The organism is Prevotella sp. HJM029 (assembly GCF_000599605.1).
GTDB lineage: Bacteria > Bacteroidota > Bacteroidia > Bacteroidales > Bacteroidaceae > Prevotella.
This window is the reverse complement of sequence record NZ_KK082662.1, coordinates 55263-72327: the sequence shown is the minus strand read 5'-3', so window position 1 is coordinate 72327 and position 17065 is coordinate 55263. Positions and strand designations below refer to the sequence as shown.

9 protein-coding genes are annotated in these 17065 nt (G+C 45.6%); all 9 read left to right on the top strand.

What is annotated here, in order from left to right; genetic code table 11:
• Positions 1-256 precede the first annotated feature (256 nt).
• The 9 genes from X919_RS0107970 to X919_RS0107925 all read left to right on the top strand — a co-directional run bounded on the left by X919_RS0107970 (position 257) and on the right by X919_RS0107925 (position 17061).
• On the top strand, positions 257-2137 hold the full coding sequence (locus X919_RS0107970) for a heavy metal translocating P-type ATPase (RefSeq protein WP_028899662.1): 1881 nt from the start codon (positions 257-259) through the stop codon (positions 2135-2137).
• Positions 2138-2399: 262 nt separating this feature from the next.
• On the top strand, positions 2400-5768 hold the full coding sequence (locus X919_RS0107965) for a SusC/RagA family TonB-linked outer membrane protein (RefSeq protein WP_028899661.1): 3369 nt from the start codon (positions 2400-2402) through the stop codon (positions 5766-5768).
• 24 nt (positions 5769-5792) lie between these two features.
• Entirely contained in the window at positions 5793-7514 is a 1722-nt protein-coding gene (locus tag X919_RS0107960) for a RagB/SusD family nutrient uptake outer membrane protein (RefSeq protein ID WP_028899660.1), read from the top strand.
• 99 nt (positions 7515-7613) lie between these two features.
• Positions 7614-10679 carry a golvesin C-terminal-like domain-containing protein gene (locus tag X919_RS0107955; RefSeq protein ID WP_028899659.1) on the top strand — a complete coding sequence of 1022 codons (3066 nt, stop codon included), beginning with the start codon at positions 7614-7616 and terminating at the stop codon, positions 10677-10679.
• 244 nt (positions 10680-10923) lie between these two features.
• Positions 10924-12408 (top strand): glycosyltransferase family 2 protein, encoded by a 1485-nt coding sequence (locus tag X919_RS0107945; protein ID WP_028899658.1) that lies wholly within the window; start codon positions 10924-10926, stop codon positions 12406-12408.
• Between the two features lie 89 nt (positions 12409-12497).
• Positions 12498-13838: an MFS transporter gene (locus tag X919_RS0107940; protein WP_028899657.1), complete on the top strand. Its 1341-nt coding sequence runs from the start codon at positions 12498-12500 to the stop codon at positions 13836-13838.
• Positions 13839-15062, top strand: a complete 1224-nt coding sequence (locus tag X919_RS0107935; RefSeq protein WP_028899656.1) for an exo-beta-N-acetylmuramidase NamZ family protein — start codon at positions 13839-13841, stop codon at positions 15060-15062.
• A gap of 5 nt (positions 15063-15067) precedes the next feature.
• Positions 15068-16219: an acyltransferase family protein gene (locus tag X919_RS0107930; protein ID WP_028899655.1), complete on the top strand. Its 1152-nt coding sequence runs from the start codon at positions 15068-15070 to the stop codon at positions 16217-16219.
• Complete coding sequence (locus X919_RS0107925) at positions 16216-17061, top strand: BadF/BadG/BcrA/BcrD ATPase family protein (RefSeq protein ID WP_028899654.1); 846 nt, start codon at positions 16216-16218, stop codon at positions 17059-17061. The genes X919_RS0107930 and X919_RS0107925 overlap by 4 nt, the downstream gene beginning before the upstream one ends.
• Positions 17062-17065 lie beyond the last annotated feature (4 nt).

Here is a 17065-nt window from a genome sequence, read left to right as displayed (position 1 = left end):
AAGGTAGTACCATTCTATCTATTGTTTGTGACTACTTTTGCCAAAGTAGATCCATTCTATCTATTGTTTGCACCCTGTTTTGAGTTTCTCCTTGTGGCTATGCCCCAATTTTCAAAACGCAGCGAGCGTAGCAAAAGCTTAAAATTACACTTTTTACACCTTATTATATATAAGAGGGATAGAAACCGAGACATTTTGCAACCGAGTTGCAACCAACTTTTACTATTTTTGCAGTAGAAATCAATTCACAAACGAAATGGAACGGAGAAAAATCATCCAGTTAGTCACCGCTGCAGTGTTGCTCGCTGCGGCAATGGTGATTGAACACACACTGACGCTACCCATGAGCCTCTTGCTGCTCATCTATCTGCCCGCCTATCTGCTCGCGGGTCACGAAACACTCGCCGAGGCATGGGAGGGCATTATAGAGCGCGAGCCTTTTAACGAAGATTTGCTCATGAGCGTAGCTACGCTCGGCGCTTTAGCCATCGGTTTTCTGCCCGGCGGCGAGCCAGAGATGGCCGAAGCCGTGTTCGTAATGTTATTCTTTCAGGTGGGCGAGCTCTTCGAAGACTATGCCGAGGGACGAAGCCGGCGCTCCATCTCGGCACTCATGAGCTTGCGTCCCGACGAAGCCCATGTGGAACGCGCTGGACAGCTATTAACCGTGACACCAGCCACAGTGGCCGTTGGCGAAGTGATGGTGGTACAACCTGGAGAGAAAGTAGCACTCGATGGCGTGGTAGTCGATGGATGCTCAACGCTCAATACTGTGGCATTAACGGGCGAGAGCATGCCGCGTGGTGTGGCCGTTGGCGACAACATCTTCTCGGGATGCATCAACCGCGATGGACTGCTGCGCGTGAAGGTGACGAAACCATTTGGCGAGTCTACCGTATCGAAGATTATCGCACTCGTTGAACATGCCTCAGCCAACAAGTCGAAACGCGAAACATTCATAGCACGCTTCGCCAAGGTCTATACGCCCATCGTAGTCTACCTGGCACTGGCGCTGGCCGTACTTCCTCCGTTGCTTTCGGGCGACTTTGCAGGTAGCTTCCCGCTCTGGCTTAACCGCGCGCTCACGTTTCTTGTAGTGTCGTGCCCCTGCGCATTGGTACTCTCTATCCCGCTCACCTTCTTTGGCGGTATCGGCGGTGCCTCTCGACAAGGCATTCTCATCAAAGGTGGCAACTACATCGATGCACTGGCCAAAGCAACAATCGTGGTGTTCGACAAGACAGGCACACTCACGCGCGGCGCATTCAGTGTGGTAGCCATTCATCCCGCAGAGCTTAGCGAACACGAACTGCTCCACCTCGCCGCCCACGTGGAACGCTTCTCTACCCACCCCATCGCCCAGTCGTTGCGCGAAGCCTTTGGGCATGAAGCCGATGGTTGCACAGTGGAGCAAACCGAGGAGGTGGCTGGACAAGGCATCCGCGCACGAGTTAATGGCAAACAGGTGTGCGTGGGCAACACTAAGCTCATGGACAGCGTGGGAGCGCATTGGCATGCCTGTCATCTCAAGGGCACTGTGGTGCATATCGCTGTCGAGGGCGTTTACATGGGGCATATCGTCATCGCTGACGAGCTGAAGTCTGATGCCGCTGCAACCATCGCACAACTCAAAGCCATGGGTGTAGAGCAGACCGTGATGCTCACCGGCGATCACCACGATGTAGGACAGCAGGTGGCCCGCGAACTACACATCGATCAAGTGGCTACCGAGCTTCTACCCGCCGACAAGGTAGCGCATGTAGAGCTGCTCATGCGGCAGAAACGCAATGGCGGCAGTCTGCTCTTCGTGGGCGACGGCATCAACGATGCCCCCGTGCTGGCACGTGCCGACGTGGGTATTGCAATGGGTGGTCTCGGTTCTGATGCAGCCATTGAAGCTGCCGACGTGGTGCTCATGGACGACAAGCCTTCAAAGGTGGTACGCGCCATCAGCCTCGCCCGACAAATCATCGCTATCGCACATCAAAATGCAATCTTCGCCATCGGCGTCAAGGTGGCCGTGCTCGTGTTAGCAACCGTCGGATGGGCCAGCATGTGGATGGCAGTCTTTGCAGACGTGGGCGTCACCGTACTGGCCGTGCTCAACGCCATGCGTACCCTCAGCCTCAAAGGATAGGCCAAGACAAAACCTATATACGACAAGTCTACCATTCGCCACTTTCGTGCATAAGACGCGATTGTTATAGAAAGAATTTCTATACACAACAAAAAAAAGAGGAGATAAATTTGCATATCTCCTCTTTTTTTTGCAAATTTGCGTCAATAAAACTATTTGCTACAAAAGTTTCTATTAACAAAAGGTGTCAACGACGACGCTGCCTACCGCACCCTCCTCAAGGCACCCGACAACATTATATCATAACAATAAAACAAAGCTTATGAAACAACGCATTGTGCTTTTTGGAGCGATTTGGCTGTCATGTCATGCAGGGGCAGGACTCGCTTTCGCGGCGCAACCACCCTTGATGGTTGCTCAACATCCTGCAACAATCTTAGTTAAGGGCATCATCGTCGATGAGAATGGAGAGCCTGTTGTGGGAGCAAGCATCACAGAGATTGGCAGCACGCGCGGAACTATTTCCGACAATAAAGGTGCCTTTCAACTGAATGTTGATGGCTCCGCCAAACTCAAGATTTCATTCTTAGGTTATAAAACCATTGAACAGCGGGCGAAAAGCAACATGAGCGTGAAGCTCGTTCCCGACAATGCCCTATTAGACGAAGTCGTCGTTGTGGGCTATGGCCAACAGAAAAAGGTAAACCTCACCGGTGCCGTAGCAAGTGTCGATGTGGATAAGACGCTCGGCAGCCGCCCCGAACAAGATGTGGCCAAAGCATTGCAGGGAGCCATCCCCGGCCTCACCATCTTGAGCAACAACGGTAGTTTGGAAGGTAATCCATCTATTTCTATCCGCGGTTTAGGCACCCTCTCCAACGGCCAGAAATCGGCTCCGCTGATTGTGGTCGACGGTATGCCCACCGACGATTTGTCGATGATTAGCGGCAACGACATCGAATCGATCTCTGTATTGAAAGATGCATCGTCATCAGCCATCTACGGTGCACGCGCCGCCTTCGGTGTTATCCTCATCAATACGAAGCAAGCCAAGAAAGGCGACCGCATCTCTGTGAAATACAATGGACAGTTTTCATGGGACCAAGCCACTGTGCTACCCGACTATCCTAGCGTTCCCGAACAGCTGCGTGCCGGTCTCATCGGTAAGAAACGCGCTGGCGAAACAACGCCCGAACTGTTTGGTATGTATTTCGATAAGCTGCTGCCTTATGCCGAAGCCTGGGAGAGACAGCACGGCGGCAAGAAGGGTTACTCGCTGATGCAGCCCTATCAAAGTATGGACAATGTGGGCGACTATTATTTCGACCATGGAACTCCGCTCTACTATGCCAACTATGACATTCGCAAGATATGGTATGACAATGCGGCTCCGGCACAGACACACGATGTGAGCATCTCGGGATCATCGGGCCGCACGACATTCTACACTTCGTTAGGTTACGACGCGAAGAGAGACATCATGAAGTTCAACCCCGGCGAACGTACCCGCTATAATGCCGTGCTCAATCTGCAAACCGACCTCACCGACTGGCTCAAAGCGGGCATCCGCTTCAACTATACGCGCCGCCACTTCAGCGCCGCCGATCCTTGGACCAACATCTATCAGTATATCTGGCGTTGGGGATCGTATTTCGTTCCTTCCGGCATCTTCCAGGCAGCCGACGGAACCCAATACGATAACCGCATGATAGCCTTGCAAAAGCAGGCCTCGCGCCGGGTATCAACACACGATGCACTGCGCATGAATGCCTTCTTGAAAGCGAACATCACAAAAGATTTAACCCTGAATGTTGATTACACATATCAGATTGATAATTTCAACAGTAAGACATCCGACCATAGCGTTTATGGCATGAACTGGGCTGGAACTGCGCCCGGATACATCGTAACTCCGTCCAACGCCAACGCTACACGCTCGAACAGCAAATCGAACAGCTGGGTGGCAAATGCCTATATGAACTATGCCCACAGCTTTAACGACACGCACAACCTGAATGTAATGGTGGGTGTAAACGGCGAAAACTTCACCAGCGATTACTTCTCGGCAATGCGCAAAAAGCTCTATGACGAGGCTTTCCCCGAGCTGAATTTAGCTTATGGCGAAATGAAAGATGCCGTCATCGATAGCAATACAGACGACCACTCGTCAGCAGGTTATTTCGGACGTATCAACTATGATTACAAAGGCATCTATCTGTTGGAACTCAACGGACGTTACGATGGCTCGAGTAAGTTCCGTGCCGGCGATCGTTGGGCTTTCTTCCCCAGCTTCTCTTTGGGGTATCGCTTCACAGAAGAGCCCTATTGGAAGAATCTGAAAAATATGGTTTCAAATGGTAAACTGCGCTTCTCTTATGGTGAAATTGGCAACGAGGCTGTGGGCAGCAATATGTTCCTCTCCACAACAACAGCCTATAACGTATCATCTTTAGGCTTCATGTGGCTCGACAAAAAAGGTGGAAAGCGCAATATGTTCACCAGGCCAACATGGGTGAATCCATCGCTCACTTGGGAACGCATTCAAACCAAGAACCTTGGTCTTGACCTCGGTTTCTTAGATAACCAATTCACGCTGACCGCAGAAATCTTCGAACGATTGACTAAAGATATGTTAGCTCCCGGCAACGCCATTCCTTCGGCAGTGGGTGCCAACGCACCTTATACGAATGCGGGCGAACTACGTTCTCGTGGTTGGGAATTAACCTTAGCATGGCGCAAACAATTCAAGAAAGACTTTGGATTGTATGCCAACTTCAGCATCGGCGATTCGAAAGTAAAAGTGAAGAAATGGAACAACTCCAAGAGGATTATCGGACACACCAACGACGTTTCCTATGCTTACGAAGGCGAAACATGGGGCGACATTTGGGGTTTTGAGACCGATCGTTATTTCACTCCCGATGATTTCACCAGCAAAAACCCCGACGGAAGTTGGAATTACAAGCCAGGTATTGCCGATCAAAAAGGCATCCAGACAGGTAACTTCGTATATGGTCCTGGCGATATTAAGTTTAAAGATCTCAATGGTGATGGTAAAATCGATGGTGGAAAGGGCACATTGGAAGACCATGGCGATTTGAAAGTCATTGGCAACTGCTTGCCAAGATACGAGTATAGCTTCCACATCGGTGGTAATTACAAAGGCTTTGACCTTGATTTATTCTTCCAAGGCGTAGGCAAACGGTCTGTTTGGAATATATCGGCATTCAACTTCCCATTGATGAGAAATCCCGATTTAGCACTCTATGCCAACCAAACCAAGTACAATGTCTATGATCCTGACCATGGAATCGTCAATATCAGCGAAAGCAATGACTATCCCTGTTTGTGGCCAGGCAATGAAGACAAAGGTAATGTTCCGGCGCTTGCTGATGGCGGAGGTAGTCACAACTACTATCCACAAAGCAAATATTTGGTCAACATGTCTTATCTCCGCTTGAAGAATGTAACCTTGGGCTACACACTTCCTAAGCAGCTCACACGAAAAGCTTACGTTGAAAGCCTCCGCCTTTACGTGAGTGCCAATAACTTGTTCCTACTGCACAAAGGCAATGGTAATTTACCACTCGACCCAGAAATCAATACCGGCGACGGAGTGAAATATGGCGGTTGGGGACGCACTTTGCCTATCACTCGCTCTTGGGCAATAGGTTTGCAAGTAACGCTTTAATAACAACTTTAATACGAAACGAATATGAAAACAAAAATATTCTGTGTCCTTGCAGCTGCATCGTTATTGTTAGCTGGCTGTGACGACTTATTAGATAAGGATCCACGCGATACGTTCTTAAATAACAAAGCGTTTTGGAGTAATGAAAATCAGGTGGAAGGCTATAGCAACGCATTCTATGGTTTCTATGGTTCTGCCAGCAGTTTCTACTTCAATAGCTTAAATGATGACCAAGTTAATCCGTCATTTGACAACTGGACGTACACCACTGTCCCTAACAAATCAGGCGTTTGGTCGGGTATGTTTACGAATATACGCCAAATCAATTACATGCTTGATGGCTTGAAAATTTCAACACTCCCCAATGCAACAAAAGCCCGATACGAAGCTATCGGACGCTTGAATCGCGCTTGGGAATACTACCAATTGGTGCAGATGTATGGCGATGTACAGTGGGAAGACCATGTTATTGACAATTTGGAAAGCGAAGAAGTCTATGGCCCCCGCACCGATCGTGACCTTGTAATGGATAAAGTTCTAGAAGATTTGAACTTTGCTATTGCCAACATTCCAAGCAACACATCCGACAAAACGGAATGGAGCAAAGAATTTGCAGAGGCCATGAAGAGTGATGTTTGCCTGTATGAAGGAACTTTTTGCAAGTACAGAACCTTGGCAGAGAATGGCAAAGCACCCGACTTGACGCGTGCCAATCGCTATCTCCAAGCTTGTGTTGATGCTTCCGAAAGTTTGAGAACATCCGGAAAATTCACACTTAACGTATGGACACCCGATGCAAAAGGTAAAATCTACACCATCTACAATTCTTTGGATCTATCTTCAAATGACGAAGTGATTTTCTACAACAACTATGAAAAGGATGTCAAAATGCACGGCCTTTGCGACTTCACCAGCAGCTCGACCACGCAGCGTGGCATCACGAAAGATGCTGTCGATGCCTTCCTTTTCAAAGATGGTCGTCCACTTGCAACAACAACTTTAAACACAAACGATAAAGCACAGCTTGATGCGCAAGGTCATTACTCCATCGCCCATCTGCTGCAAAATAAAGATAAGCGTTTGAGTTTACTCATTGATCCCATCATCTGTTTCAAAAATCATGGCTGGATTCGTAACGAACCTTCACCTGATGGTCCGCTCCCAGCAGAGATGACTTCATCAACGGGATATACTATATATAAATACGATAACCCACAGTTGGAGTTGTATTATCGTACAAACACCAATACCAATTACACTGATATACCACTGTTTTGGTATGCTGTTGTCCTGTTAAACGAGGCTGAGGCAAAGGCAGAATTGGGCACTATCACCCAAACCGATCTCGATAACACTGTGAACCTCTTACAAACGAGAGCGGAATTACCGGCATTGACGCTGACACCTGCTGCCGACCCTGCCAACAATATGGGTGTAAGCAACCTCATTTGGGAAATCCGTCGCACACGAAGATGCGAACTGATGTGCGACTTAGACTATCGTTATTGGGACTTATTGCGCTGGCATCAACTCGATAAATTAGATAGCAATGTCCATCCCAATATCAATCGAGGTGCCAATGTGAGTGGTGTTGCTGACCAAACCGGCTTGACCGTCGATGGCAATTACCTTGTTGGGACAACTGCCACGCGCACTTTCCTGCCTAAATATTACTCATACCCCATTCCATCGAATGATTTAACACTGAATCAGAATCCAGGTATGAAGCAAAATATAGGTTGGTAATCCCCTCCGATTTCTATTCAATTGAACTCCTATTTAATTTCGTTTATTTACTATCGCAGCCTGTTTGCTGCAGGCTGCGATAGTTTTTTTATTCGTGTAATGACAAAAATAGCAACACTTTCCTTGCTTTTCGCATTCCTTTTTTCAGCGGAGAGTTCGGCTCAATCGCTTTCAAACAATCAGCAAACTGCCCTCGAAAAAATACTCAATCAGTACATTTCAGGAATCAGTATGCGTCCCTTACACATTGATTCCATCCACAACAATGCTCAATCGCTGCATATTTATGTCACAAGTGACTTCTCCTACGTTTCGTTTACCCCCGCAAAATGTGACGAAATTCTGCAGAAAATCAAAGCCATCTTGCCCGATTCTCTTCAGCACCGTGTAGTATCTGTGATGGCCGGACAACAAAATATCTATGATTTAATACCCCGAATTTATCGCAAGAAAGCTGATAAGCCCACGGTTTTCACCTACAATCCTACGGTTCCATTGGTGAAAAATCAAAATCGTCCCTACGCTATTGCACACGGACTTGAAGGCAAAAACATCGCAATGTGGCAAAGCCATGGACTTTATTTCGAAGCTGGACGCAACCGATGGCAATGGCAACGAGCACGTATGTTGCAAACCGTTGAAGACAAATATACCCAACAATACGTGCTGCCTTATCTCATTCCGATGCTCGAAAATGCCGGAGCCTACGTCCTCACCCCACGTGAACGTGACGTAAACCCTTTCGAAGTTATCGTTGATAATGACGGAGGCGTAGCACAGAAAGATTACACTGAGACTACTGGTGCACAGCCTTGGACTACAGGAAAGGCACCAGGCTTTGCCTATCTGCGTCCACAATACCACGATTTCGAGAACCCTTTTCATGAAGGAACCTATCGTGTTGCCACCACAACACGCAATAAAAAGGCGGTAAGTAGCATCTGCTGGCGCCCAAATATTCCACAATCGCGCGATTATGCCGTTTATGTGGCCTACCAGTCGCTACCCAACAGCGCCACAGATGCCCATTATACCATCCATCATAGCGGTGGTACAACCACCTTATTAGTAAACCAAAGCATGGGGGGTGGTACATGGATTTATCTCGGCACCTTCCCTTTTCAACAAGGGAAGACAGCGAAAGTTGTACTCACCAACTATTCTAAACAAAACAATAGCGTCATCACGGCCGATGCACTCCGCTTAGGTGGTGGGCAAGGCAATATCGCACGCACAACCAATGGCGACAGCATTGCCTATGATGGAAAGATTGATCGACAAATTGGACGTAAGCCTCGAAATGCCTATCAACCCGCAATGGTCTATCCCTACCAAGTAAGTGGCTACCCAAGATATTTAGAAGCGGCACGCTATTCCATGCAATGGGCAGGTGTTCCCGATAGCATTTACTCTCCTTCCCATGGTTTAGATGACTATAGAGACGACTACAAATCACGTGGTCAATGGGTAAATTATCTTGCTGCAGGCACTAAAGCATGGCCCGAAGGCAAAGGGCTAAACATTCCCATTGACCTTTCTTTTGCTTTTCATAGTGATGCAGGAACCGTTTATGGCGACTCCATCATCGGCACTTTAGGCATCTATGATACCCAGACCTATAATGGACACTTTGCCGATGGTAGCAGTCGACAGGCCAATAGAGACCTCTGCGATCTCGTACAGTCTTCTATTGTCCACGATATTCGCACCTGCTTCGAACCCAAATGGAGTCGTCGTGGCATGTGGGATCAACGCTATTTCGAAGCTTGGACACCACGCGTACCTGCGATGCTACTCGAACTTTTATCACATGAGAACTTTGCAGACATGCGTTATGGGCACGACCCTCGCTTTCAGTTTGCTGTAAGTCGCGCCATCTATAAAGGAATCTTACGCTTCCTGAGCAACTCCTATGGCTATAATTATGTAGTTCAACCGCTACCCGTACAGCACTTTTCTACACAGCTTTTGAAAAATAATCGTGTATTGTTACAATGGGAAGCAACTCCAGACTCTTTAGAACCTACTGCTACAGCAAAACACTACGTCGTGTATCAGAGAATTGGAAATGGCGGTTTTGATAATGGGACTGTGGTGCACAAAAACAGTTTCGTAACCGAAATACCAACAGACAGCATCATTAGTTTTAAGGTTTGTGCCTTGAATGATGGTGGCATCAGCTTCCCTTCCGAAATATTAAGCGTGGGCATAGCACCTCATTCAAATGCTAAACCCATCTTAATTATAAATGCCTTTGACCGCATTAGTGCGCCCGATGACTTTTGCAGCAGCGACGACGAATGGGCTGGCTTCTTAGCTGAGAGCGACAATGGTGTGCCTTATCTACAACAAATTTCATTCGTAGGCAAGCAAAAAGAGTTCCGCCGTTCCATTCCATGGACGGACGATGATGCTTCAGGTTTTGGTGATAGTCAGGCTAATTTCGAGCGCATAGCTATTGCAGGTAACACCTTTGATTATCCTCGTTTACATGGCGATGCCATCCTAAAAGCAGGCTATAGCTTCGTTTCTGCAGGACGAGATGCAGCTATCCAACAAGGAATGCTCGACACACAGCGATTTGCTGCGATTGACATCATCATTGGAAAAAATAAACAAAGTAAATTAGGGCGCATACAACCACAACGAGAACTCCATTTCAAAACCTTCCCATCCGCATTACAACAAGCCATCACAAACTATTGCAAAGCTGGAGGAAACCTATTTGTATCTGGTGCTTATCTCGGCACAGACCTTTGGTGCAACCCCCTATCCGCATCCCAAAAAGAAGATATTAATTTCGCAAAGGACATCTTAAAATATCAATGGCGCAATGATAAAGCAGCTATAACAGGCAAGTTTACTACTGTAACATCTCCCTTATCGGCCAACACCTTGACATTGACTTATGCCTCTGTACCTAATTCTTCTGTATATGCAGTTGAGTCTCCAGATGCCATAGAACCAGCAGATTCCTGTGCTTATACAGCCTTCCGCTATCCTGAAAACAATAAAAGTGCAGGGGTTGTCTTCGGTGGAAATGCAACCGACCATTGGCGTTCGATAGTCTTAGCTATTCCCTTCGAAACAATTATTGAGACACCTCGTCGAACAAAATTGATGCAAATGATTTTAAATTATCTGCTTCAACCCGCCGCTTTTTAAAATCTTTGTACTACATTTGTAGGCAGAAACGTAAAGTGTCTATCAATCATATCGTTGAAATCCATACCAAATGATGCAACAATCTGTACCACATTGCATTACGATTTGCACCATATTATACTGCAATCTCTATGCTTTCCCTACAGAATAGACAACAAGACATTACAACATCTTTAGCTATGGCGCTGAAGACTATAAAAAAAATAAATACAAACAAAATAAAAAACAAAAATAAAAAATTGATATGCAGAACAAAAAACAAGTTGTAGATTGTTTTATTCCTATGGCAGCTGCCGAAGCACTGAATAAAACATTGGCCAGTTTACAAGGTGATGACCATGTAAATCGAATCGTTGTTTTACAAACGAAAGCAGAGAATGTTACTGGAGTTGATTGCACATTGACCATCGACACTCTGAAAAGTAGTGAAACAATGCGTCAGATTGCAGCCACAGCAACAGCTCCTTACACGCTCGTCTACATGAAAGAGCAATACATGGAAATGGGTCTTTATGCCTTGGAACGCATGCTACGCATTGCTGAATGCACAGGAGCGGGCATGGTTTATGCCGATCATTACAACATTTCTGCTGAGGGTGTGCGTAGTGAAGCACCCGTGATTGATTACCAACAAGGCAGCTTACGCGATGATTTTGATTTTGGTTCTGTGCTCCTTTTCCGCACCGATGCACTGAAAAAGGCAGCTGCCAACATGACACAATCCTATCAAGCTGCAGGTTTTTATGACCTAAGATTAAAATTATCTATCAGTGAAAGATTTGAACATATTAATGAATTCCTCTATAGTGAGGTGGAACTCGACAACCGAAAAACAGGCGAGAAACTCTTCGATTATGTTGACCCACGTAACCGGGCATCACAGATTGAGATGGAAGCGGCAGCTACAGAACACCTCAAAGCAATTGGTGCCTATCTTAAACCCACTTTCAAATCGGTTGACTTAAAAGCTGAACCCTTCGATGTCGAAGCCTCTATCATGATTCCTGTGCGCAACAGAATTCGCACCATCCGTGATGCTATCGAAAGTGCTTTAAGTCAAAAAACAAACTTCAAGTTTAATGTTTTTATCGTTGAAAATGGTCCCGACTATCATTCAACCGATGGAACGACAGAGCTCATCGATGAATATAAGAATGACGAAAGAGTGATTCACCTCATCCCCAACCGACGCGATATTGGTGTTGGTAACAGCTGGAATATGGCTGCACATCATCCTCAATGCGGCCAGTTTATCGTGCAATTAGACAGCGACGACGTGTATAGCGACGAACACACTTTACAAAAGTTTGTCGATGCTTTTTATGAACAACAATGCGCTATGGTGATAGGTAGCTATATGTTGACAGACATTCACAAGAATATGCTTCCTCCTGGCAAGATAGATCATAGAGAATGGACTCCTGAGAATGGTCGAAACAATGCACTCCGCATCAATGGCTTAGGTGCACCTCGTGCTTTCTTCACCCCCATTCTGCGCGAAGTGAAACTTCCCAATGTTAACTATGGTGAGGACTATGCATTAGGCTTGGCCATCTCTCGTTACTATCAGATAGGTCGAATTTATGACGTTTTGTATTGTTGCAGACGTTGGGATGACAATTCAGATGCCGCACTGAGCATTGAAAAAGAAAATCGAAACAACACTTATAAAGATCGCATTCGCACTTGGGAGCTATTGGCTCGTTTAAAAATGAATAAAGAAGTATAAAAGAGATGGGTGGACGTAGTAAAAGGATGCGCCACACAACAATGCTTCCTTTTACTACACCCCATCCACCTTTTCAAGAACAAAGTCGCATGAAAGCTAATCAACCCTCACCTTGGATGTGGATTCCTACGCTTTATTTTGCAGAAGGAATACCCTATTTTATCGTTAATAGTATTTCGGTAACTATGTTTACAAAGATGGGAGTACCCAATGGTGAAATGGCTCTTTTCACCAGTTTACTCTATCTTCCATGGACAATCAAACCGCTATGGAGTCCTTTTGTTGACATTTTAAAAACAAAACGTTGGTGGATTCTGTCCATGCAAATCCTCATGAGTGTGGCCTTTATCCTCACCACGCTGAGTATTCCACATCCAGATGTAGCAACCATCACATCACAGGCAACACCGATTTCACTCTTTACGTTCACATTAATCTTATTCATAGTAACGGCCTTTGCTTCGGCTACACACGATATCGCCGCCGATGGTTTTTACATGTTGGCACTCAACCAGCAACAACAAAGCTTTTTTGTAGGTATCAGAAGCACTTTCTATCGTCTTTCCTCTATCTTCGGACAAGGTGTTTTGGTCTATATTGCTGGCTACATTGAGCGTACTTCCCATAACATCCCGCTCTCGTGGACACTCACTATGGCTATTACATCCGTAATCTTCACCCTTATAAGCCTCTACCACACATTTGTTCTTCCAAAGCCTAAAACCGATGGAATGCGCCATATAGAAGAGTGTCAACAGCAGCAAGCACAAGCTATCTGGAAAGAGTTTGCACGCACCTTTGTTACATTCATACGAAAACCTGGCGTACTTTTAGCCATCGTTTTCATGTTGCTTTATCGCCTTCCTGAGGCCTTCTTGCTCAAAATGGTTAATCCTTTTTTACTTGATCCTCAGTCCAAAGGTGGTTTAGCTTTAGCAACTGACGAAGTAGGTATTATCTATGGAACCATCGGTGTGTTCTTCCTTACATTGGGAGGCATCATTGGTGGTGTGGCATCTTCACGCTGGGGATTGAAGAAAGCACTATGGCCCATGGCTCTTTTTATGACCCTTCCTTGTGCCACCTTCGTTTATATGAGCATGTTCCATCCCACAAATGTAGTGATAATCAGTACCTGTGTCGCCATCGAACAATTTGGTTATGGCTTTGGATTCACGGCTTACATGCTCTACATGATGTATTTTTCTGAAGGTGAATTTACGACTGCTCACTATGCAATCTGTACGGCTTTTATGGCACTAAGCATGATGATTCCTGGAATGTTTGCAGGCTATCTGCAAGAATGGCTGGGCTATGAGGGCTTCTTTTGGATGGTGATGGTCTGCTGTGTAGCTACGGTTGCTGTGACCATTGTGGTAAAAAAAGAAATCAATGCAAACTATGGACGAAAGGTAATTGAAAAAAAATAGATGAAAAAATTTATCTTCTCCCTCGCAATAGGTCTTTGTTTTACAGGATTCTTAAATGCGAAAGTGAAAACAGGCTTAGAAGTTTTAAAACAACAAAACTTTAAGATTTTAGACGGAAAACGTGTGGGATTAGTCACCAATCCTACAGGTGTAGACCAAGAACTGCGCTCTACCATTGATATTCTGCATGATGCCAAAAATGTCAAATTAGTTGCATTATTTGGTCCCGAACATGGCGTTCGCGGGAATGCACACGCAGGAGATCATGTAGGGAATGCCAAAGATGCACAAACAGGCTTGCCCATCTATTCACTATATGGTGCAAATCGCGAACCATCAGACGAGATGTTGAAAGATATTGATGTGCTGGTTTATGATATTCAAGATATTGGTTGTCGCTCGTTTACCTATATCAGCACCTTAGGAAACATCATGAAAGCTGCAGCGAAGCACAATATACAAGTGGTTGTTTTAGATCGTCCTAACCCCTTGGGAGGATTGAAGGTTGAAGGGAATGTTACAGATGATGACTGCATTTCATTTGTAAGTGCATTTAAAATACCCTACATCTATGGGCTCACTGTGGGTGAGTTGGCACTACTCTTGAATGGCGAGCACATGTTAGGAAATCCCTGTTCGCTCGAAGTTGTGAAGATGAAAGGCTGGAAAAGGAAAATGGACTATGCTACTACAAAATTAAAATGGGTGGCAGCCTCACCACACATTCCACAAGCAGAGATTGCTCCTTTCTATGCGATGTCAGGCATCGTTGGCGAATTAGACAGCTTAAATATTGGTGTAGGGTACACGCTTCCGTTCCAAGTGTTTGGTGCACCATGGATTGATGCCGATGCATTAACCGCACGAATGAATGCACTTCATCTGCCGGGCTATTGTTTTCGACCAATATACTATGCACCATTCTATAGCAAATTCAAAGGTCAACAAGTGCAGGGTGTACAGGTCTATATCACAGATTACACGCGTGCGCAGCTCTGTGACGTGCAGTTTTATATACTGCAAGAACTTTATAAATTGAATCCTTCTCATGATATTTTGAACGAATCGGGCAATCGAACCGATATGTTTAACAAGGTTTGCGGCTCCAAAAAGATTAGAGAATTATTCTTAAAGCATCATCAATGGAGCGATGTTCAGCCTTATTGGGCAAAGGACGTGGAGGCATTCAAGAAACTTTCTAAGAAATATTACCTTTATAAATAAAACAAATGGCTACACAAAAGACAAGCCGAATTGAGGCGGTTGATATTCTAAGAGGTATAACTATCGCAGGAATGATTTTGGTTAACAATCCTGGCGGAGAGCCTGTTTACACGCCCTTGGAACACGCTGAATGGTTAGGACTGACACCAACGGATTTAGTTTTTCCATTCTTTATGTTTATCATGGGCATCACAACCTATCTCTCCTTACGCAAATATGACTTTGAATGGTCTTGGCCTTGCGCAAAGAAAATCATCAAACGCGGCATGCTTCTCTATGCCATTGGCATTGCAATTAGCTGGCTGATGATGTTTTGTCGTGGCCTGTTTAATGAAGATTACGCTACGCTTCCTTTCTTCTCCCATTTATTTGCAGCAGCCAATGTCTTTGACCATATCCGCTTGGTAGGTGTATTTCCGCGTTTAGCATTCTGCTATGTGTTTGCCTCCGTCGTGGCACTCAGTGTCAAGCACCGATTCATTCCATGGCTGATTGCAGCTGTTTTTATCGGTTATTTCGTGGTGTTATGTTTAGGAAATGGTTTTGCACACGATGCATCCAACATCTGTAATGTGATAGACGAGGCCATCTTAGGTCGTCAACATCTCTACAAATGGGATATTCCTGACCCCGAAGGACTATTGAGTTCATTGCCCGCTTTAGGTCATGTGCTGATAGGATTTTGTGTGGGACGCGTTGTGATGTCAGCAGATTCCCTCAATGACAAAATTGAAAGGCTTTTCATCTATGGTGCAGTGCTCACCTTCTTAGGCTTTCTATTAAGTTATGGTTGCCCCATCAGTAAAAAACTTTGGACGCCTACTTTTGCACTTGTCACTTGTGGATTGGCCTCAACAACCTTAGCCCTATTGAGCTGGGTGATTGACAAACAAGGTGTCAAGAGCCGTGCTATTACCTTCTTTAGAGTGTTTGGTGTCAATCCTTTAGCACTCTATGTGTGGGCCGACTTATTGCTCATTCCTCTTTCCATCGCCTCCATTCGGGGCGTAACCTTGCAGGGATGGCTCTTTACAGACGTGATGCAACCCTGCATAGGCACGCAGAATGCCGCTTTGGTATGGGCATTGCTGTTTGTGGTCTTAACCTGGATTTGTGGTTATTATCTTTATAAGAAACATATATTTATTAAACTATGATATTATTAGCTGATAGTGGATCGACCAAAACCGATTGGTGCTTGGTGGATCATGGTAAGGTAGTGGCTACCGTAAAAACAGCCGGAACAAACCCTTTCTTCCAAACAACGGAGGAGATTGCAAATGAATTGGCAACGAATTTACTACCACATCTGCCCACGAAGAATCTTGAAGAAGTGTACTTTTATGGAGCGGGTTGCACCAAAGAAAAGAGTCCCATCGTGGCTGATGCACTACACCAACAACTCAACATTACTGGTGTTTGCGAAGTGGCAACAGACATGTTGGCTGCTGCACGTAGCTTATGTGGCCATCATCAAGGCATTGCTTGCATCTTAGGTACAGGCAGTAACTCGTGTGCTTACGACGGAAAAGACATTGTAGCCAACGTTTCTCCGCTCGGCTTTATTTTAGGAGATGAAGGGAGTGGTGCCGTCTTGGGCAGAACATTAGTAGGTGATGTGCTTAAAAACCAATTGCCACAAGACATCATCGATGCATTCCATGCCGAATACTCGCTGACCAATGCCGAATTTATTGACCGCGTATATCGTCAGAAATTTCCCAACCGATTCTTAGCAAGTTTCGTACCTTTCTTGTCAAAACACCTCGACAACCAAGCTATCTTCGATTTAGTAGAAAGCAATTTCCGTCGTTTCTTAGTGCGGAATGTCAAACAATATGTGGGCTGGGAACAACTGCCTATTGGTTTTGTTGGCTCTATTGCACACTATTTCCAAGCACCATTGACAAAGGCTTTGCAAGCGGAGCAGATGACGATGGGCAAGATTATCCAAGCACCGATGGAAGGACTTATTGCATACCACACAACAAATGAGTAATCAA

What these genes read in the sequence shown, in the direction of transcription:
- X919_RS0107970 (WP_028899662.1), top strand. Translation starts at nt 257, where the DNA reads ATGGAACGGAGAAAAATCATCCAGTTAGTCACCGCTGCAGTGTTGCTC.
- X919_RS0107965 (WP_028899661.1), top strand. Translation starts at nt 2,400, where the DNA reads ATGAAACAACGCATTGTGCTTTTTGGAGCGATTTGGCTGTCATGTCAT.
- X919_RS0107960 (WP_028899660.1), top strand. Translation starts at nt 5,793, where the DNA reads ATGAAAACAAAAATATTCTGTGTCCTTGCAGCTGCATCGTTATTGTTA.
- X919_RS0107955 (WP_028899659.1), top strand. Translation starts at nt 7,614, where the DNA reads ATGACAAAAATAGCAACACTTTCCTTGCTTTTCGCATTCCTTTTTTCA.
- X919_RS0107945 (WP_028899658.1), top strand. Translation starts at nt 10,924, where the DNA reads ATGCAGAACAAAAAACAAGTTGTAGATTGTTTTATTCCTATGGCAGCT.
- X919_RS0107940 (WP_028899657.1), top strand. Translation starts at nt 12,498, where the DNA reads ATGAAAGCTAATCAACCCTCACCTTGGATGTGGATTCCTACGCTTTAT.
- X919_RS0107935 (WP_028899656.1), top strand. Translation starts at nt 13,839, where the DNA reads ATGAAAAAATTTATCTTCTCCCTCGCAATAGGTCTTTGTTTTACAGGA.
- X919_RS0107930 (WP_028899655.1), top strand. Translation starts at nt 15,068, where the DNA reads ATGGCTACACAAAAGACAAGCCGAATTGAGGCGGTTGATATTCTAAGA.
- X919_RS0107925 (WP_028899654.1), top strand. Translation starts at nt 16,216, where the DNA reads ATGATATTATTAGCTGATAGTGGATCGACCAAAACCGATTGGTGCTTG.